We start from the raw sequence: 18,998 nt of genomic DNA, 5'->3' as shown, positions 1-18,998 counted from the left end.
CGCGTCAACCGGGGGCGCAAGGCATGGCATTGCGGGGGACCAATCAGGAATTCGGGCGGCCGTACAACCGGCGCATCGTGCTTGAGTCCATCCGCCTGCATGGGCCGATCGCCCGCGGCGAGATCGCCAGCCGCGTCGGGCTCACCGTCCAGACCGTATCGACCATCGTTCGCGAACTGGAAGAGCAGGGCTACATTCTCTCCGTTCGCGAAGAACCGAAGGGGCGCGGCCTGCCGCCGGCGAGGCTGCGCATCAATCCCGAGGGCGGCTATGCCGTCGGCATCCACATCACCCCGCTCGGCATCAACGCTGCCCTGATCAATTTGAGCGGCGACGTGATCGAGAGCACCTACCGCGACGCACCAAACGCAACGCCAGACCATGCCTTCGAGTTGATCGGCGCGATGGTAATCGAACTGACCAGACTGCGAGCCGGAGGGCGGGTTCTCGGGGTCGGCCTGGCCCTGCCCGGACCTTTCGGCGTCGAATCCATGAGTTTTGTCGGCCCCACCACCATGGCCGGCTGGAAGGACGTGGCGCTGCGCGAGCGGCTGGCGGCCTCGACCGGACTGCCGGCCTTCTTCGAGACCGACATGGCCGCGGCAGCCATGGGCGAGCGGCTCTACGGCCTCGGCGCCCAATTCTCCGAATATTACTATCTCTATTTCGGCGTCGGCCTCGGCGGCGTCATGGTCCATGACGGCAGCGTGCAGCGTGGCGCCCGGGGCAATGCCGGCGAGGTCGGCCACATCCCTGTCGTTCCCGGCGGTGAGGCCTGTCCGTGCGGCAACCGGGGTTGTCTCGAACGATACCTCTCGCTCGAGGCGCTACGGCGCTGGAACGGCACGGAAGCCGACTGGGCGGCGGAAGTCGCGCCGATCTATCACAATGCCATCGCCGTCATCGAAAACCTGTTCGATCCCGAAACGGTCATTCTTGGCGGACTGGCCTCCATCGACCTGCTCGAACGTCTGGCGGGTTCGACCGACGGCCTGCACAACTCCGTCTCGGCGCGCAAGGATCGGACGACCCCGCGGGTCATGGTCGCGCGTGGCGGGCAACATTCCGTATTGCGCGGCGCCGCCGCACTTGCTGTTTCTGGCGTGCTGTCGCCGCGCTTCGGCCAGATGTTCGCCGCCGAACGCGAACGCGGCCGTGATCTTCTGACGACCAAGGAGATTGCGGCATGAGCGAACCGCTGCTGGTGCTCGACAATGTCACCAAGAACTATGGCGCGATCGAAGCGCTGAAAGGGATCAGTTTCTCCATCGGCAAGGGCGAAGTGGTGGCGTTGCTCGGTGACAACGGCGCTGGCAAATCGACACTGGTCAAGATCATCGCCGGCGGGCTGGAGCCGACTTCCGGCCGCATGCTGTTCGAGGGCAAGGAGTTTCTGGCGAGGTCGCCGGCCGAGGCCAAGGCGGCGGGCATCGAAACCGTCTACCAGGACCTGTCGCTTTGCACCAATGTCGATGTGGTGGCCAATTTCTTCATGGGCCGCGAGATCACCAGGAAGGTGCTCGGCATTCCCGTGCTCGACGAGCGCGCCATGGAAACGGTCGTTGAAAAGGCGCTGGCCAGCGCCGGCACCCGTATTCCGTCCTTGCGCACCAATGTCGAGCATCTCTCAGGCGGCCAGCGGCAAGCAATTGAACTCAACCGTTTCGTGCATTGGGGCGGCAAGCTGGTGCTCCTCGACGAGCCGTTTGCGGCGCTGGGCGTCGAGCAGACGCGGCGTGGTCTCGACATGATCCGCCAGGTGGCGAGCCAGGGCATCGGCGTCGTCATCATCACCCACATCATGCAGCAGGCCTTTCAGGTCGCCGACCGGATCGTGGTGATCCGGCAAGGCGTCGTGGCCGGCGATGTCGCCAGACACAAAACAAGTCCCGATGCGGTGATCAACATGATCACCGGGGAGACGCTTGCCGGTGCCGGACCGGCGGGCTGAGGGACAAAGAGGGGTCCGGCTTAACAGGGAGCCAACGACATGAAGCGAATACTTCTTGCTGTCTTCGGTATCCTGGCACTGGCCTTTGCCACGCTTACGCCGGCATTCGCCCAGTCCAAGGGAACCGTCTATTACATGGTGCCGACGCTGCTCGACGAGTTCCAGACCGGCTCGGTGACCGCGCTGGAGCTGTTCCTGAAGCAGGTCGGCTACGACATAAAGACGCTGAACGCCGACAACAAGACCGACGCGCAGCAGTCGCAGATGAACGACGTCATCGCACTGAAGCCGGCGGCGATCATCCTGGCGGCGGTCGACTTCAACGCGCTGAAGCCGTCCATCGAAGCCGCGCGCGCCGCCGGCATTCCGGTTGTCGAATTCGACCGGCAGATTACTTCGACGCCGTCCGATTTCACCTCGGTTGCGGGCACTGTCGAGATCGGCCACATCGCCGCCGACCAGGCGGAGAAGCTGTTGAAAGCCAAGAACGGTTCTGTAAAGGGCAAGGTGCTGCAGGTGCTCGGCGATCCCGGCGATCCCTACACGCTCGACATCCAGAAGGGTTTCGAGGAGAAGATGAAGGCGTTCCCGGACGTCAAGATCATCTCGCTGCCGGCGATGCAGTGGGAAGCCAGCAACGCCGGCACCATCGTCGCCGACCAGATGTTGGCCAACCCCGACATCGACCTGATCTTCAGCCATGCCGCTCACCTGTCGGTCGCCGCCGTCGCCTCGCTCGAGGCCGCCGGCAAGAAGCCGGGCGACGTCATGCTGATGAGTTCGAACGGCGCGCCGGTCGGCCTCGACCTGATCCGCAAGGGGTGGCTCAACGTCGAAGTCGAGCAGCCGCTCTACGCGCAGGCCGCCGCCGTCGCCATGTTCATGGACAAGATCGTCAAGAAGCAGGAGATCAAGCCCGGCGACTATGACGTGCTCGGCCTGAAATCGACCGTGACCAAGGAAGCCTGGGGTCCGAACATCAAGATCCCGGGCGCGGCCATCACCAAGGAAAACGTCGACAATCCGGCCTTCTGGGGCAACCAGAAAGCACCGACGGATACTGTCAAATCGGTCGAATAGGCCGGTTACGAGCCACTCCGGGCCATCCTGGCCCGGAGCCGCTTCTCCGCAACTTCAATCCGCGCAAGATCGTCACCGAAGATCGAGTTTCGGTTTATGCGCCAGCCGGATCAGCCCATGAACCCCCGCACCCGCCATGCCCTGGAGTTCGTTCTCGACAACCTCGTCTGGTTCATGCTGCTGTTCGTGCTGGTGGTCTTCTCCATCTTCATCCCGAACTATTTCCAGCTCGGCATCTTCGCCAACATCATCGAGGCATCGAGCGTGCTCGGCGTCATGTCGATCGGCCTGGCGCTGGTCATCATCGCTGGCCACATGGATCTGTCGGTCGAATCGGTCGCCGCGCTCAGCGCCATGGCGGTCGGCATCCTGTTCTGCTCATCGGGCATCGGCATGGGCGTACAATTGCACCCGGAATGGCTGATGGTTCCTGTGTCGCTGCTGCTGGCGCTGGCCGTCGGCGGCCTGATCGGCGCCTTCAATGGGTTTCTGGTCGTCAAGGTCAAGATGAGCGCCTTCATCATCACGCTCGCTTCCTATATCTGGGTGCGCGGCCTGGTGCTGGTCATTTCCGGCGGCCGCTCGGCGCAGGATCTGGCTCCGGCGATCCGCTGGTTCGGCATCCAGCGGCTGATCGGCCTGCCGCTCACCGCCTGGATCGCCATTGCCTGTTTCGTCGTTTTCTCCCTGATCATGGCCAAGACGCCGTTCGGCCGGCATCTGGTGATGATCGGCGGCAACGAGACCGCGACCTTCCGTGCCGGCATCCGGGTGAACCGCAACCTCGTGATCGCCTTCGTGCTTGCCGGCGCCATCGCCGGCCTTGCCGGCTGGCTGCTGGCGATCCGCACCTCGGGCGCCACCGCCAATCTCGGTGTCGGCCTTTTGTTCAACGCCTTCGCCGCGGTCGTGATCGGCGGCGTCAGCCTGAAGGGCGGCGTCGGCACCCTGCCCGGCGTCTATGCCGGCGTGCTTCTGCTCTCGGCTATCAACACGGCGATCAATCTGATGGGGCTGCCCGCCAACTTCACCCAGGTCATCCACGGCCTGCTGGTGCTGGCCGCCGTGCTGCTCGACGCCTTCAAGCAAACCATTCGACTTAGATTGGCATGAGAAGGGGGATTGGCATGAGAGGGGGACGCGCATGACAGGACGGCTGAAGGACAAGGTGGCGCTGATCATCGGCAGCGCGCGTGGCATCGGCAAGGGCATCGCGCTGCTCTTCGCAGAGGAAGGCGCGAGGCTGGTGCTGGCCGACAGCGAGGCCAAGGCCGGACAAGCGACCGCCGACGAACTTGGCGTCCCTTTCATCCACACCGACATTTCGCGGATGCGCGATGCCGAGGCCGCGGTGGCGCTGGCGCTGAAGCAGAACGGCCGGCTCGACATCATCGTGCAGAATGCAGGCGTCTATCCCTGGCAGTTGATCGAGAACACCAGCGCCGACGACTGGGACCGCGTCATGGCCGTCAATTTGCGCGGCACCTTCAACGCCAGCCGCGCGGCGCTGGTGCCGATGAAGGCGCAGCGCTTCGGCCGCATGCTCTACACCTCCTCCATCACCGGCCCGCACGTGACCAGCCCTGGCCATGGCCACTATTCAGCCAGCAAGGCCGGCATCAATGGCTTCATCCGGGCGGCGGCACTGGAATTCTCAGGCTACGGCATCACCGTCAACGGCGTCGAGCCCGGCAACATCCTGACCGAGGCCATCCAGCAGCACCGCGGCGCCGCTTATATCAAGAACATGGAGGATTCCATCCCGCTCGGCCGGCTCGGCAGCCCGCGCGACGTCGCCAACGCCTTCCTGTTCCTGGCCTCGGACGATGCCAGCTACATTACCGGCACGACCATCGTCGTCGATGGTGGGCAGTTGTTGCCTGAGGGCAAGGATTTCCGAATGGCGCCGCCGTGACGTCGCAAGCGTGTTCTGCGAGGGAAAGGCGCCGTTCTTCCGTCCCGGTTCTTCGGCGTCCTGCAAGGCTTTACCGGAACCAGTTGAACAGTTCTTCGAGCATTCCGGGCGGTTCGAGCGAGAACACCGCTCTAAATGTCGTCGGCTGATCGCTGGAAAGTACCGATGCGAGTGGTCGAGAATAGGATGCCGTGCGGCCGTCGTCCGATATCGTGCCACTTGTCTCGACGATGCGCGGAGCCGTCACCGTCCACGCAATATGCCTGCCTGACATCTTCGCCAAGATGAGGGTCTGCAACCCTTGCGCCATCGGATCGTCGGCATATTTGCCGGTTGGCTTGAGACTGGGGAAGCTGACGATGAATTCGTAATTCTCCCCAACGCGGTTGAGCTGGACGCCTTGCCTCTTGTCGCCTCCGATGTTGGCGTTTGAAATGGCCGCGAGAAGATCGTCTGTCTTGCCGGAGAAAGACACGGTGCAGACTTCGTCCCCTCCCTCGGTGGTCCGCTCGGCCGTTCCGGTAATCGCCTTCGAAGACAGCAGCTTTTCAGAACTGCACCAGTTGCTGTTCACATCCTTGGCCATTGCAAGCGCCGTGGCATCCACGGCTATCCGGACGTTGGCCGTAGCGGTGCCATCGCGTCGGAATGCCAGATCCTGCTTCAGGTCGAAGCAGCCGGCAACCAAAAGACATCCGATCAACGACGCCACAATGTCTCGACGAATGGGAAACATCGAAAAGCGCATCACACCTGTCTTCGAGATATCGGCTCGGCTCTTTGCGACAACGGCCAGCCGACGATGCGAAATAGTCTAAAAAAACCAAAGGCTACATGGTGGGCGATGACGGACTCGAACCGCCGACATCTTCGGTGTAAACGAAGCGCTCTACCAACTGAGCTAATCGCCCGCTCCGGCGCGGACCTTTAAGCGGTCGGGACCGGCTTCGCAAGGCCAAATGAACAGGCAACACCCTCTTCGCAAGCCGGATTTGCGAACAAAACGGCGGCTGTCAAAAAACCTTCTCCAGTTTGCTGTTATGATGGTTTGGTGCGCTTGACACCCGGTGGCGAACCCCTTATCCAGCGGCCCAACGACGAACACGGCTGACACGTGCTCGTCAATGCGCGGGTGTAGCTCAGTTGGTTAGAGTGCCGGCCTGTCACGCCGGAGGTCGCGGGTTCGAGCCCCGTCACTCGCGCCATTTCTCTCAAGGGTTTCAAACCCTTGGCTCAAAGAGAAATGTCGACGTTGGATGTCAGGATGTCCCCCTTGTCAAAGGCATGAATTGACCCGGGTCCCTTCGAACCGGGGCTCGATTGCTTGTGCATACGGCAAGGCGTCGATAGCCGGATCCCGAGGGCCAAAGGCGTCGAGCCAAGCTACCGCTTGGCCTTTCGGCCCCAATAGCCCGGCCCGGAATCAAGCCTTCGCCAGCAGCGCCTCGACCTCCTGCAGCGTCGGCATCGAAGGCGCCGTACCCGGACGTGTCACCGAAATGCCGGCGACGGCGCAGGCGAAGCGCACCGCCTCCAGCGGCTCCACGCCACGCGACAGCGCCGCGGCGAAGCCGCCGTTGAAGGCGTCGCCCGCACCAGTGGTTTCGACCACCGGCCCGGCACTGATGGCGGGGACATGCTGGGAGCGATCCTTCGTGTGCAGAAGCGCGCCCTTGTCGCCAAGCGTTACGATGACCGTGCCGACGCCCTTTTCCAGCAGCTTGCCGGCGGCGGCCCGCGCTTCATCGACCGTGGAGACTTTCAATCCGGTCAATTCCTCCGTCTCGGTCTCGTTCGGCGTGAGATAGTCGCAGAGCGTGTAAATGCGATCGGGAAGCTTTGCAGCGGGGGCGGGATTGAGGATGGTCGTCACCCCTGCCCCACGCGCGATCTCCAGCGCCCGCATCGCCGCGTCGATCGGCTGCTCGAGCTGGGTGACGAAGACGCCGGCGCCACGAATCAAGGCGGCATTGGCCTCGATATCCTGCGGCGAGATCAACATGGCGGCGCCGGGACTGACGATGATGGCGTTGTTGCCGCTTCCCTCCTCGACGAAGATGTAGGCGGCTCCGGTATAGCTGTCCGGCGTGTCGATGACGGCGCCTTTCACCCCGGCATCCTTCCAGGTCCGCTTCGCCATGTCGGCGAAGGCATCGACGCCGAGCCGGGTCAGGAAGGTGGTGTCGGCGCCGAGCTTGCCGGCGGCCACGGCCTGGTTCGACCCCTTGCCGCCCGGCCCCAGCTTGAACGAGTTGCCGAGGATCGTCTCGCCCATGCGCGGCTGGCGATCGGCGCGATAAGCGGTGTCGGCGACGAAGACGCCCAATATGACGACAGGCTTGCCGGAGGTCATGCTGCTACTCCGCATCCGGCGGGACGACGCCCTTGCGGAAGGCGAAGCAGCCGTAAAAACGGCGTTCGCCGGTCTGGATGACACAATAGGCCTGCTTGGCACGCTCGTAGAAGGCGTAGCGCTCGACCGGCAGCATCGGCCACGACTTGCCCTCCGCCGCGTCGATTTCCTTTTGCACTTCCTTCTGCACGGGCGGAATCTCGTCCGGTTTGCCGACGATCTCCATGCGCGCGGCGGAATCATCGACGAACGTATCAAGCGGATAGAGCGACAGCACCGCCTTCACCACCTCGGCCGCCGATGCATCGATGCGCAGCAGCCGGCCGAGCGCCGTCTGGCGCGCCACCGAATCGGACGGGAAGTTGGTGTCGGCAATGATCAGATCATCGCCGTGGCCCATCGCCCGCAATGCCTGCAGCACGTCGGCGTTGAGCAGCGGATTGATGCCTTTGAGCATGATAGTCCTCGTGAAGTGCGTTTGAGAGAGACGTTGCGGTCAGAGACGCTGGCCGGTCTCGGCGTCGAAAAGATGAATCTGGTCGAGCCTCGGCTTCAGCGTCAGCGTGTCGCCGGGCTTGAAGTCGTGGCGTTCACGGAACAACGCCACCATCTCGCCGTCGCCGAAGCGCAGGAACACCAGCGTTTCGGACCCTGTCGGCTCGACCACGGAAATCTTCGCCGCTACGCCGTCGGGATGGATCTCCAGATGCTCCGGGCGCACGCCGTAGACCACCGAACGCCCCTCTTCCACGGCACTGTTCGCTGGAATGGGGAACAGCGTTCCCGCCACGTCGACGCCGCCCTTGCGCACGATGCCCTTGAGCAGGTTCATCGACGGCGAGCCGATGAAGCCGGCCACGAACAAATTGGCCGGCCGGTCGAACAGTTCCAGCGGCGCGCCGACCTGTTCGATGCGGCCATCGCGCATGACGACGATCTTGTCGGCCATGGTCATGGCTTCGATCTGATCGTGGGTGACGTAGATCGTCGTGGTCTTCAGCCGCTGGTGCAGTTCCTTGATCTCGGTGCGCATCTGCACTCGCAGCTTGGCGTCGAGGTTCGAGAGCGGCTCATCGAACAGGAAAACCTGCGGATTGCGCACGATGGCGCGCCCCATCGCCACGCGTTGACGCTGGCCGCCGGAGAGCTGCCTTGGATAGCGCTTCAGATAGGGATTGAGATCGAGGATATCGGCTGCACGCTTGACCCGCTCGGCGACCACGGCCGGGTCGGTCTTGCGCAGTTTGAGGGCAAAAGCCATGTTCTGCTCGACCGTCTTGTGCGGATAAAGCGCGTAGTTCTGGAACACCATTGCGATGTCGCGTTTTGCCGGAGGCAGATGATTGACGACGCGGTCGCCGATGGCGATCGTGCCGCCAGAAACGGTCTCCAGCCCGGCCACCATCCTGAGCAGCGTGGACTTGCCGCAACCCGAGGGGCCGACCAGCACAACGAACTGTCCGTCAGCGATGTCGACGCTGACTTCGTGCAGAACCTTGACGGTTCCGAACGCCTTGGCCACCTTGCTGATTGCGACTTGAGCCATATCTCCCCCATCGGCTCCATCGGCCGTAGGCGCAGAAGCTAACCAACGCGACCTGTCAGGGCAAGTCGGTCTCTTATAGATAAAAACCCGTGCTCGTTGACACGGCGTTTGGTTGTGAGAATAGTGGCGGGCGCTGGTCCAAATGTCGGCACCGATCCGCAATCGGAACATCAATCGACGCAGGGTGGGGTCCTGCCTAATCCGTTTCCGAGCCGGGAGCACAATGGTGCTTCAGCGTCCGACAGGTGGCCACATCAATTCACACTGATGTTCTGGGAGGAACAGTCCATGAAAACAGATATTTACGAGAAACTGGTTCGCGCCGGTGCCACGAGGCGTGACGTCTTGAAGGGTGCGGCCAGCATGGCCGCGATCGCGGCGGCATCCGGCGTTGGGCTCGGCGCCTCGACGCGTCCTGCATCGGCGGCAAGCGAACTTCGTGCGAAAATCCTGCAGATTCCCGGCGTTGGCAAGGGCCAACCGACCGACGCCGATTTCCAGAAGGTCGGCGAACTCTGCCTCGAAGCGACCAAAGCCAACGTCAAGGAAGGCGAGTTCGCCGGTGTCGAGCTCAAGTTCATGGGCCTCAACAACCAAAACCTGCACAACGTGCTGTTCCGTGGCTTCCTGAAGCCATGGGAAGCCTATACCGGCGCCAAGATCAGCTGGATCGACCTGGCGCAGGCCGACTACAATGCCCGCCTGCAGCAGTCGATCGCCACCGGAACCGTCGATTTCGATATTGCCGAGATGGGCGCGCCTTTCGAAGGCGATGTCTGCGGCAAGGGGCTCACTTCGGTAATGCCGGACTGGGTCAAGAAGCAGATCGATATCGACGACCTGGTCAATTATCTGAAGCCGCCAGTCGGCACCTGGGATGGCAAGCAGTATCGCGTAACCATCGACGGCGACACGCACAATTTCAACTACCGGACCGACGTGTTCGCCGATGCCGACCTCGCCAAGCAGTGGAAGGACAGCGGCGGTGCCGGCGAATGGGGCGTGCCGAAGACCTGGCAGCAGGTGCAGGCCGTCACCAAGTTCCTCAAAGGCAAGAAATTCAAGGGCCAGGACGTCTATGGCTATCTCGACGCGCCCAAGCCATGGGGCGGGTTCGGCTTCTACTTTCTCGGCAGCCGCGCCACCGCTTACGCCAAGCATCCCGATGACAAGGCGTGGCTGTTCGACGCCGACACGATGAAGCCGCGCATCAACAATCCGGCCTGGGTGCGCGCCATCCAGGACGTCATTGACGCGCTGCCGTCCGAACCCGCGGACCAGATCAACGCCGACCCCAACACCACCGGCTTCCAGCAGTTCCTGGCTGGCACGGGCTCGATGATCCCCTGGTGGGGCGACATCGGCTCCAACGTCAAAACCAACGATTCGTCCGTGATTGGCGACCTTTGCGGTTTCGACATCCTGCCGGGCTCGGATGACGTCTACAATTCCAAGACCGGTAAATGGGACAAGCTGCCGAGCGGACCGAACTATGCGCCCAACCTCGCTTATCTCGGATGGGGCGTCTATGTCATGGCCCGCGTCGACAGCGATCCGAAGAAGCAAAAGGCCGCATGGAGCGCAGCGGCGCATCTCGGTGGCAAGGATCTGGCGATCTGGACAGCGATGTATCCGTCCGGCTTCCAGTGCTACCGCAACAGCCAGCACGACATCGACGAATGGGTGGCCGCCGGCTACGACAAGGCATTCATCACGAGTTACCTCGATTCCCAGTTCAACTCCTATAACCATCCGAACGGCGCGATCGAGCCGCGCATCCCCGGCATCTTCCAGTACTACAGCGCTGCCGAGGATATTTTGGCCAACACCTTCGCCGGCAAGATGAAGGCGCAGGAAGGCGCCGATGCCATCGCCGCCGCCTGGGAAAAGCTGACAGACCAGATCGGTCGCGAGAAGCAAGTGAAGCTCTACAAGGCCTCGCTCGGCATGTAGGCTGCCTATGAACCGTGGTCCGGCGGCAACGCCGGACCACAGCCTTCGGCTCCGGCTCCAAGAGGGGCCTTCCAAACGGGCGAGATTTGTGGCTGACCAGACTTCGACCGCGAACCAGTGGCCGGCAGATGCCGCCCCCTACGATCTGATCTCTCCTGCCCGCAAACGGCTTGGCTGGGCGCTTATGGCTGCGGCGACGATCGGCTTGTTGGCGACGATCCTGCTTCAGATCCTCTACAAGAGCGAGGTCGACACGATCGGCTTCGAGACTTGGCGGCCCGTTGTCTATGCCTACGTGCTGTGGGGCGTGGCAATCGGCATTGGCCAAGTGCTGACCCGCGGCGAGGACGGCCAGCGCGCGCTGTTCCTGCTGCCTGCGCTGCTCTTCACCATCGCCATGGTCATCTTCCCGACGCTGTTCGGGTTCTACATCGCGCTCACCGACTGGAACCTCAGTTCCTTCAATGGCCGCAGGTTCAACGGGCTAGATAATTTCTGGCAGATGCTGAGCGATCCCTACTACCGCAATGCGCTGTTCAACATGGTGCTCTATGTGCTGGCGGTGCTAGTCGAATATGTCATCGCCTTCGGTCTGGCGCTGCTACTCAACGCGCAGATTCGGGCGCGAAAGTTCTTCCGTGTCGTCTTCCTGATGCCGCTGATGCTGTCGCCGGTGGCGGTATCGTGGATGATCGGTAAATCGCTGATGGAGTACCGGTTCGGGCCGGCGGCGACGCTGGCGCGCCATCTCGGCTGGGAAAACCCGGCCTTCTTCTCCGATCCGATCACCGCGCGCATCTCGGTCATGCTGCTCGATGCGTGGACCTTCATTCCGTTCATGATGATTATGCTGCTTGCCGGCCTGCAGGCAATGTCGCGCGAGGTGCTGGAAGCGGCGCGCGTCGACGGCGCCAACGCATGGCAGACCTTTTGGCAGGTCACCTTCCCGCTGATGCTGCCGGTTTCGGTAACGGCGGTGATCCTGCGCATCATCTTCAAGCTGAAGCTCGCCGACATCATCATCACGGTGACGTCGGGCGGCCCGGGCGGAGCGACCGATTCCGTGTCGAGCTTCATCTACCGCGAATACCGCGACCGCTCGAATGTCGGCTACGGCACCATGCTGGCGATGGCCTATCTCGTCATCATCGTCGTGTTCGTGACCTGGCTGTTGAAGCTCGCCAACCGCTTCGTGCGCAACGTCAACTGAGTGGCCGGATCATGAGCGTTCAGACCACCGACTATACCGTTTCCGAAATCCGCTCTCCGGCGAGCTTCATCACCAGCCGCGTCTTCATCTACGGCGCGCTCGTCTTCTGGGCCTTCATCTGCCTGTTCCCGATCTACTGGACGATAACGACCTCGTTCAAATCGGCGGTGGACGTCACGCAAGGCCACCTGATCCCCTTCATCGATTTCCAGCCGGACTGGAAGGGCTGGCGTTCGCTCGGCCTGTCGCCGGATTCGATCTTCCAGACCTCCACGGTACGCGATGAGTTCTTCAAGCGATTCATGAACTCGGTCATCACCTCGGTAGGCGCATCGAGCCTTGCCATCGTCATCGGCAGCCTGGCCGCATACGGCCTCACCCGCTATCGCTACAAATTCGCCTGGTTCAAGAACGAGGACATCTCCTTCTTTTTCCTGTCGCAGCTGATCCTGCCGCCCGTGGTACTCGCTCTGCCCTTCCTGGTGCTCTACCGCGAAGTCGGCCTGCTCGACACGCGCCTCGGTTTGATCCTGCTCTACACGCTGATGGTGCTGCCGATCGTCATCTGGATCATGCGTGACCAGTTCAACTCGATCCCGGTCGAATTGGAAGAAGCCGCCCTTGTCGATGGCCTGTCGATCTGGGGCGCGTTCTTCCGCATCGTCATGCCGATCGCGCTGCCGGGCATGGTCGCCGCCTTCATCCTGGCGATGGTGCTATGCTGGAACGAGTATTTCTTCGCCGCGCTTCTGACCTCGACAGATGCCAAGACCATTCCCGTCATGGTCGCCAGCCAGACAGGCTCGCAAGGCATCAACTGGTGGTCGATGGCCGCGCTTGCCACCGCGGCGATCGCGCCACTGGCGGTCATCGGCATCGCACTCGAACGCTATCTCATCATGGGCATGACGGCGGGAGCCGTGAAGTGACATGGCCAACCAGTACTGGTTCGCGCGCACCTTGCGTGCCGGTTATGTCGGCCGGGACCGCTACGGCAAGGTCATGCCGATCGCCTGGCAAGGCCGCGCTGTCATTGCCGGCTTTGTGCTGGCGATGCTGTCCGGCGGGCTGATCATGCTGCTCACGGGCTTGTACACGCGGTTCTTTCCGCTCGGCATGGCGATCTTCGTCATCCTGGCCATTGGCGGCGCCGGTACCTTCCTCTGGGCGGTAGTCACCAGAAGCGATCCAAACAAATCGAGGGCCGAGTATCTGGCCGAGAAACAGCGCGCCCGCTCTTCCGGGATGTGACTGCTTATAGCGTCAAGGCTGCAGGATCGCCCTCAGATGATTCATGATCATGGCAACGCCCTTGCGCCCGAGTTCCGCGGACGCCTCCTTGGCGCTTGCCGTATACCAGCCGGTATTGTCGGCAAAGCGGGCGGCATCGACAGCCTCCGGGCATAGCGCCAGCATCAGCGAGGTCTCGCCAATGCCGGCATGATCGAATGGGTACTTGCCGTTCATGGCGGCCGGCATCAGCGGATGCACCTGCACCCAGTTGAAGAAGTTTTCGCCCGCGGCATGTCCGGCATAATAGTCGGCCATCGTCTCGGAGCCCCACCAGCCCTCGCCGCGCTGCTTCTCGAGAAACCGAAAGATCGCCTGGCGGCCAGCGGTCTTGAAGGCGAGATCGGTCGGCATGCCGGCGGCGAAATTCTCGGTCTGGTGGTGGATGATGGCGTGGATATTGCGGAAGCCGATGCGCAGCAGGCTGTAGAACAGTTCCTCGCCGAACGGCGCCAGCTGATTGCCGCCGACCTGCACCGAACCGCTGCCTTCCGGCGGCGCCACCGCGTAGCTCGCCGCGCCATAGTAGAAGGGCGGCAGGATAACGACGTCCCTCTCATTCTCGAACAGTTCCAGCGTCTTGATGACAGCCAGCGTGTCCATGCCGACGGCCATATGCTCGCCATGGTATTCGAGCACGCCGAGCGGTAGCGCGACCGGCCAATTCTCAGCGATCGCCTTGCGGATCTGGTGCGGCAGCATCAGCTCATAGCGCATGATCTATTCCATGTTGGTGTGGCGCGCGCGCATGGCTTCGGGCGACGCACCGGTCAGGGATCTGAGCTTCAGCACCATCACCTCGAACAGCAGGAACAGCGCGCCTTCGAACACCGAGCCCATCGGCAGCACCGACGTTTTCCGGGGCCCCTGGTCATTGGCCATGGTCTGGGCCGGGATGAGCAGCGTGGCGTCGGCCAGTTTCGCCGCACTGGCGCCGGCCTGGGCGGTCAGCAGCAGGACGGTCGCGCCGGCATCGCGCGCGACGCGCATCAAGGTCAGAACCGTCGAGGTCTCGCCCGGCCCGGAACTGGCCAGGAAGACGTCACCAGGCCCCAGCGGCGGCGTGGTCATGTCACCGACCACCGAGACCGGCAGGCCGAGATGATAGAGCCGCATGGCAAAACCCTTGACCTGCAAGGCCTCGCGGCCGCAGCCATAGACGACGATCTGCCTGGCTCCTGCCAGCAGCTCGCAGGCAGCGTCGATGCGGCTCTGGTCGACGCGCGCCAGCACGTCGCTGAGTTCGCCGAGTGCTGTCTCGAACAGGCTTCCGTCGTTTTCGCTCACCGCGAACCTGCCATCGAAATCCTCCCGCAAGCGTCGCTTTCGCAGCCTTTGAACAGCTTGATTTCATTCATGCTAGCAACCGCGAAAATGCGTGTCCAACGGTCCGCGACGCTTTTGCCTGGCCACAGGCATGATAGTGTCATGTCAGACAAATCAAACGAGGCGAACAACAGCATATGAAGACCCGGCATTTCGACCGCATCGGCAATGGCGGCATCACCTTCACTGAGCTTGGCTTCGGCACGGCGCCGCTCGGCAATCTCTACCGCGCCGTTTCGGACGAGGATGCCAGTGCCACGCTGGAGACCGCCTGGGCGACCGGCTGCCGCTACTTCGACACCGCGCCGCTCTACGGGCTCGGCCTGTCGGAAACACGGCTCAACCCGTTCCTGCGCGGCAAGAAACGTGACGACTATGTGCTGTCGAGCAAGGTCGGCCGCCTGATGCGCGCCTGCCCGCCGGAAGAGCGCACGGGCATCGGCAAGTTCTTCGACACGCCATCGCGGCGCGAGGTGTACGACTACAGCTATGATGGAGTGATGCGCTCGTTCGAGGCCTCGCTCGAGCGCCTTGGTGTCGACCGCATCGACATCCTGTTCGTGCACGATGTCGACATCTTCACGCATGGCAGCAAGGACGCATCCGACCAGCGCATCGAGGAGTTCATGCGCTCGGGTTACTATGGGCTGCTGTCGCTGCGCGACCAGGGTGTGATCAAGGCGTTCGGCGGCGGCATCAATGAATGGCAGGTTGCCCAGACCCTGGCCGAGCGTGGCGATTTCGACCTGTTCCTGCTCGCTGGGCGCTACACGCTGCTGGAACAGGAGGCGCTCACATCCTTCCTGCCGCTCTGCCAGAGGCGTGGCATCGGCATCGTGCTCGGCGGCCCCTACAATTCCGGCATCCTGGCGACAGGACCGAAGCCGGGCGCCTACTACAACTATTCCGAAGCGCCCAAGGACATTCTCGAGCGGGTCGCCGGCATCGAGGCTATCTGCAAACGCCATGGCATCAGGCTGATCGAGGCGGCGCTGCAATTCCCGCTGCTGCACCCTTGCGTCGTCTCGGTAATCCCTGGCGGCCAGCGGCCAAGCGAAGTCGAAAGCAACCGGTCACTGCTCGATGCGAAACTGCCCGCGGCGCTCTGGGCCGATCTCAAAAAGGAAGGCCTGATGCGCGCCGAGGCGCCGACCGCATGATTTGCGGGCTTCGGATGCGACCCACCGCATGCGCCATAAAAATGAAAAGCCGGGCAAGCCCGGCTTTTCTGGTCTCACAAAAATAAATGGTCTTAGTTGACGGCGTCCTTGAGGCCCTTGCCGGCCGAGAACTTCGGCACAGTGCGCGCCGGGATCTTCACTTCGGCGCCGGTCTGCGGGTTGCGGCCGGTCGAGGCCGCACGCTTTGACACGGTGAAATTGCCAAAGCCGACAAGCCGGACATCGCCGCCCTTCTTCAGTTCGCCGGTGATCACGGAAAATACCGCGTCGACCGCCGACTGCGCGTCACCCTTCGAAATGCTCGCGGCGTCGGCGACAGCGGACACCAGTTCGTTCTTGTTCATAAAAATTCCCTTCCATGAGAACACCGGAACTAACGACTCATCCGGCAGGAAACGGACTTTAGAAAGAAGCGTTCCCACAACCAAGTCGAAAAGGCAGGAAAAAAGCGGAAAAAGCCCGGAATTCCGGGGTTTTTCACATGAAAAAGCCGGGCGCGGGGCCCGGCTTTCCGTTTGTGCGTCGCAACTTTAGGAATTACTAATGCGCGAGCGATTTTCCAGCGTCGTCCGCGGAGTCGGTGGAGGCCGGCGGATTGACCGGTTCGACCCATTCGATCGGCTCCGGCATACGCACCAGCGCGTGGCGCAACACCTCACCGACGCGTGAGACCGGGATGATCTCCATGCCGTTCTTCACATTGTCCGGAATCTCCGCCAGATCCTTGGCGTTGTCTTCCGGGATCAGCACCTTCTTGATGCCGCCGCGCAGCGCGGCGAGCAGCTTCTCCTTGAGGCCGCCGATCGGCAAGATGCGGCCGCGAAGCGTTATCTCGCCAGTCATCGCCACATCGGCGCGGACCGGAATACCGGTCAGTACCGACACGATGGCTGTCGCCATGGCAGCACCCGCGGACGGGCCGTCCTTCGGCGTGGCGCCTTCCGGCAAGTGCACGTGGATGTCGCGCTTGTCGAAAAGCGGCGGCTCGATACCGAAATCAAGAGCTCTCGAGCGGACATAGGAGGCCGCCGCCGAGATCGATTCCTTCATCACGTCGCGCAGGTTACCGGTCACCGTCATGCGGCCCTTGCCCGGCATCATGACGCCTTCGATCGTCAGCAACTCGCCGCCAACTTCCGTCCAGGCAAGACCGGTGACGACACCGACCTGGTCGTCGGCCTCGACCTGGCCGAAGCGGTAGCGCTGAACACCGAGGTAGTCGGCGAGGTTCGCCGCCGTGATGCTCACCGTCTTCTTCTTCGTCTTGAGGATTTCGGTCACGGCCTTGCGCCCGAGCTTCATCAGCTCGCGCTCCAGACTGCGGACGCCCGCTTCACGGGTGTAGGTCTGGATGATGGCGCGGATCGCATCCTCACCGACGGAGAACTCCTTCGGCTGCAGCGCGTGATCGCGGATCACCTTCGGCATCAGGTGCCGCTTGGCGATTTCGATCTTCTCGTCCTCGGTGTAGCCGGCGATACGGATGATCTCCATGCGGTCCATCAACGGCGCAGGGATGTTCAGCGTATTGGCCGTCGTCACGAACATCACGCTCGACAGGTCGTACTCGACCTCGAGGTAATGATCCATGAACGTCGAGTTCTGCTCGGGATCGAGCACCTCGAGCAGCGCCGATGACGGATCGCCACGGAAGTCCTGGCCCATCTTGTCGATCTCGTCGAGCAGGAAGAGCGGATTGGACTTCTTTGCCTTCTTCATCGACTGGATGACCTTGCCGGGCATCGAACCGATATAGGTGCGCCGATGGCCACGGATCTCGGCTTCGTCACGCACGCCGCCCAGCGCCATGCGGATGAACTCGCGGCCGGTCGCCTTGGCGATCGACTTGCCGAGCGAGGTCTTGCCGACGCCGGGAGGGCCGACGAGGCACAGGATCGGCCCCTTCAGCTTCTTCTGGCGGCTCTGCACGGCCAAGTACTCGACGATGCGGTCCTTGACCTTGTCGAGGCCGAAGTGATCGGTGTCGAGCACGTTCTGGGCATAGGCCAGATCCTGCTTGACCTTGGAGTTCTTGCCCCACGGGATCGACAGCAGCCAATCGAGGTAGTTGCGCACGACGGTCGATTCCGCCGACATCGGCGACATCGTCCTGAGCTTTTTCAATTCGGCTTCCGCCTTCTCGCGGGCCTCCTTGGAGAGCTTGGTCTTCTTGATGCGTGCCTCGATCTCGGCGGCCTCGTCGCGGCCGTCCTCGCCTTCGCCGAGCTCCTTCTGGATCGCCTTCATTTGCTCGTTGAGGTAGTATTCGCGCTGCGTCTTCTCCATCTGGCGCTTGACGCGCGAGCGGATGCGCTTCTCCACCTGCAGGACGGAGATTTCGGCTTCCATGAAGCCCATCGCCTTTTCCAGCCGCTCCTTGACCGAGAGCGTGGCCAGCATCTCCTGCTTTTCAGGGATCTTGATGGCCAGGTGCGAGGCAACCGTATCGGCGAGCTTGGAATAGTCGTCGATCTGGCTGGCGGCACCCACCACTTCAGGCGAGATCTTCTTGTTCAGCTTGACGTAGTTTTCGAAGTCGGTGACGACCGAGCGGGCCAACGCCTCGACCTCGACCTCTTCCTCTTCCGGCTCGACCAGCGCCGCGGCGCGGGCTTCGTGGAAGTCGGGACGGTCGGTGAACGAGACGATTTTCGCACGCGAAGCGCCCTCGACCAGAACCTTGACGGTGCCGTCGGGCAGCTTCAGCAATTGCAGCACATTGGCGAGCGTGCCGATATCGAAGATCGCATCGGGCTCGGGATCGTCATCGGCGGCATTCATTTGGGTGGCGAGCAGGATCTGCTTTTCCTGACCCATCACCTCTTCCAGCGCCTTGATCGACTTTTCGCGCCCGACAAAGAGCGGAACGATCATGTGCGGAAACACCACGATGTCGCGCAGCGGGAGGACTGCGAAGACGCCGTCGCTGGGAGCCTTGGATATTTTGGCCATTGTCCAACCTTTCATGTCGCGGCCACCATCAGGCCAACCGCGAATCTTATATTAACGACCGGGGATCGTTCCGCCTACCACCGTTTGTGACGGGAGTTTTACAGCACGAAATCGGGCACCTCGGCCTTCTCGTGTTAGGTGGATGCAGGCGGGGCAAAGATCAAGAGTTAACATCGTCCGCAATCCACTCCATCGCCGAGGTCGTGTGCCCTTCACAGCAAAACGGCGCCGCAACGGCGCC

At 62.4% G+C, this 18,998-nt stretch carries 18 protein-coding genes and 2 tRNA genes; 11 read left to right on the top strand and 9 right to left on the bottom strand.

Annotation, left to right across the window (positions count from 1 at the left end; all coding sequences use genetic code 11):
* Positions 1–23 precede the first annotated feature (23 nt).
* From A3AU_RS0103655 to A3AU_RS0103635, 5 genes are all read left to right on the top strand, one after another.
* Complete coding sequence (locus A3AU_RS0103655; protein WP_027051591.1) at positions 24–1,190, top strand: ROK family transcriptional regulator; 1,167 nt, start codon at positions 24–26, stop codon at positions 1,188–1,190.
* Positions 1,187–1,951, top strand: coding sequence for an ATP-binding cassette domain-containing protein (locus tag A3AU_RS0103650; RefSeq protein WP_027051590.1), 765 nt, complete (start codon positions 1,187–1,189; stop codon positions 1,949–1,951). Before A3AU_RS0103655 ends, A3AU_RS0103650 begins: the two co-directional genes overlap by 4 nt.
* A gap of 39 nt (positions 1,952–1,990) precedes the next feature.
* Positions 1,991–3,031, top strand: coding sequence for a sugar ABC transporter substrate-binding protein (locus A3AU_RS0103645; RefSeq protein WP_027051589.1), 1,041 nt, complete (start codon positions 1,991–1,993; stop codon positions 3,029–3,031).
* Positions 3,032–3,148: 117 nt separating this feature from the next.
* A complete protein-coding gene (locus tag A3AU_RS0103640; RefSeq protein ID WP_027051588.1) occupies positions 3,149–4,144 on the top strand; it encodes an ABC transporter permease in 996 nt (331 codons plus the stop codon).
* Between the two features lie 31 nt (positions 4,145–4,175).
* Positions 4,176–4,946, top strand: a complete 771-nt coding sequence (locus tag A3AU_RS0103635; RefSeq protein WP_027051587.1) for an SDR family NAD(P)-dependent oxidoreductase — start codon at positions 4,176–4,178, stop codon at positions 4,944–4,946.
* A 70-nt stretch (positions 4,947–5,016) separates the two neighbouring features.
* On the opposite strand, the gene A3AU_RS0103630 is transcribed toward A3AU_RS0103635, so the two are convergent.
* Together A3AU_RS0103630 and A3AU_RS0103625 are read right to left on the bottom strand one after the other, a co-directional pair.
* Positions 5,017–5,694: a hypothetical protein gene (locus tag A3AU_RS0103630; protein WP_027051586.1), complete on the bottom strand. Its 678-nt coding sequence runs from the start codon at positions 5,692–5,694 to the stop codon at positions 5,017–5,019.
* 87 nt (positions 5,695–5,781) lie between these two features.
* Positions 5,782–5,857: transfer RNA gene (locus A3AU_RS0103625), tRNA-Val, on the bottom strand.
* A gap of 217 nt (positions 5,858–6,074) precedes the next feature.
* Here A3AU_RS0103625 and A3AU_RS0103620 point away from each other — a divergent pair.
* Positions 6,075–6,151 (top strand) — tRNA-Asp (locus A3AU_RS0103620).
* 218 nt (positions 6,152–6,369) lie between these two features.
* On the opposite strand, the gene rbsK is transcribed toward A3AU_RS0103620, so the two are convergent.
* From rbsK to A3AU_RS0103605, 3 genes are read right to left on the bottom strand one after another with little or no spacing between them, the layout of a single operon-like run.
* Positions 6,370–7,299, bottom strand: coding sequence for a ribokinase (rbsK, locus tag A3AU_RS0103615; RefSeq protein WP_027051585.1), 930 nt, complete (start codon positions 7,297–7,299; stop codon positions 6,370–6,372).
* A 4-nt stretch (positions 7,300–7,303) separates the two neighbouring features.
* Entirely contained in the window at positions 7,304–7,756 is a 453-nt protein-coding gene (locus tag A3AU_RS0103610; protein ID WP_027051584.1) for an RbsD/FucU family protein, read from the bottom strand.
* A 39-nt stretch (positions 7,757–7,795) separates the two neighbouring features.
* The gene (locus tag A3AU_RS0103605; RefSeq protein WP_027051583.1) at positions 7,796–8,845 is read right to left on the bottom strand and encodes an ABC transporter ATP-binding protein; all 1,050 of its coding nucleotides are present in this window, start codon (positions 8,843–8,845) and stop codon (positions 7,796–7,798) included.
* Positions 8,846–9,133: 288 nt separating this feature from the next.
* On the opposite strand from A3AU_RS0103605, the gene A3AU_RS0103600 reads away from it, so the two are divergent.
* The 4 genes from A3AU_RS0103600 to A3AU_RS0103585 all read left to right on the top strand — a co-directional run bounded on the left by A3AU_RS0103600 (position 9,134) and on the right by A3AU_RS0103585 (position 13,259).
* Positions 9,134–10,798 (top strand): type 2 periplasmic-binding domain-containing protein, encoded by a 1,665-nt coding sequence (locus tag A3AU_RS0103600; protein ID WP_027051582.1) that lies wholly within the window; start codon positions 9,134–9,136, stop codon positions 10,796–10,798.
* Positions 10,799–10,886: 88 nt separating this feature from the next.
* Positions 10,887–12,008, top strand: a complete 1,122-nt coding sequence (locus tag A3AU_RS0103595; protein WP_027051581.1) for a carbohydrate ABC transporter permease — start codon at positions 10,887–10,889, stop codon at positions 12,006–12,008.
* Between the two features lie 11 nt (positions 12,009–12,019).
* The gene (locus A3AU_RS0103590; protein WP_027051580.1) at positions 12,020–12,937 is read left to right on the top strand and encodes a carbohydrate ABC transporter permease; all 918 of its coding nucleotides are present in this window, start codon (positions 12,020–12,022) and stop codon (positions 12,935–12,937) included.
* 1 nt (position 12,938) lies between these two features.
* Positions 12,939–13,259 carry a hypothetical protein gene (locus tag A3AU_RS0103585; protein WP_027051579.1) on the top strand — a complete coding sequence of 107 codons (321 nt, stop codon included), beginning with the start codon at positions 12,939–12,941 and terminating at the stop codon, positions 13,257–13,259.
* 12 nt (positions 13,260–13,271) lie between these two features.
* Here the strand turns inward: A3AU_RS0103585 and A3AU_RS0103580 are convergent, their stop codons facing one another.
* Together A3AU_RS0103580 and A3AU_RS0103575 are read right to left on the bottom strand one after the other, a co-directional pair.
* Positions 13,272–14,015: a creatininase family protein gene (locus A3AU_RS0103580; protein WP_027051578.1), complete on the bottom strand. Its 744-nt coding sequence runs from the start codon at positions 14,013–14,015 to the stop codon at positions 13,272–13,274.
* Positions 14,016–14,018: 3 nt separating this feature from the next.
* Positions 14,019–14,585 carry an SIS domain-containing protein gene (locus tag A3AU_RS0103575; RefSeq protein WP_027051577.1) on the bottom strand — a complete coding sequence of 189 codons (567 nt, stop codon included), beginning with the start codon at positions 14,583–14,585 and terminating at the stop codon, positions 14,019–14,021.
* Positions 14,586–14,761: 176 nt separating this feature from the next.
* Here A3AU_RS0103575 and A3AU_RS0103570 point away from each other — a divergent pair, with 176 nt between their 5' ends.
* Positions 14,762–15,784, top strand: a complete 1,023-nt coding sequence (locus A3AU_RS0103570) for an aldo/keto reductase (RefSeq protein ID WP_027051576.1) — start codon at positions 14,762–14,764, stop codon at positions 15,782–15,784.
* Between the two features lie 92 nt (positions 15,785–15,876).
* Here the strand turns inward: A3AU_RS0103570 and A3AU_RS0103565 are convergent, their stop codons facing one another.
* The gene (locus A3AU_RS0103565) at positions 15,877–16,149 is read right to left on the bottom strand and encodes an HU family DNA-binding protein (protein ID WP_006201846.1); all 273 of its coding nucleotides are present in this window, start codon (positions 16,147–16,149) and stop codon (positions 15,877–15,879) included.
* Positions 16,150–16,345: 196 nt separating this feature from the next.
* Positions 16,346–18,757 (bottom strand): endopeptidase La, encoded by a 2,412-nt coding sequence (gene lon / locus A3AU_RS0103560; RefSeq protein WP_027051575.1) that lies wholly within the window; start codon positions 18,755–18,757, stop codon positions 16,346–16,348.
* Between the last annotated feature and the right edge of the window lie 241 nt (positions 18,758–18,998).

The organism is Mesorhizobium erdmanii USDA 3471 (assembly GCF_000472705.1).
GTDB classification, from domain to species: domain Bacteria; phylum Pseudomonadota; class Alphaproteobacteria; order Rhizobiales; family Rhizobiaceae; genus Mesorhizobium; species Mesorhizobium erdmanii.
Note: the sequence above shows the minus strand (reverse complement) of the source record. Positions and strands in the feature narration are given on the sequence as shown.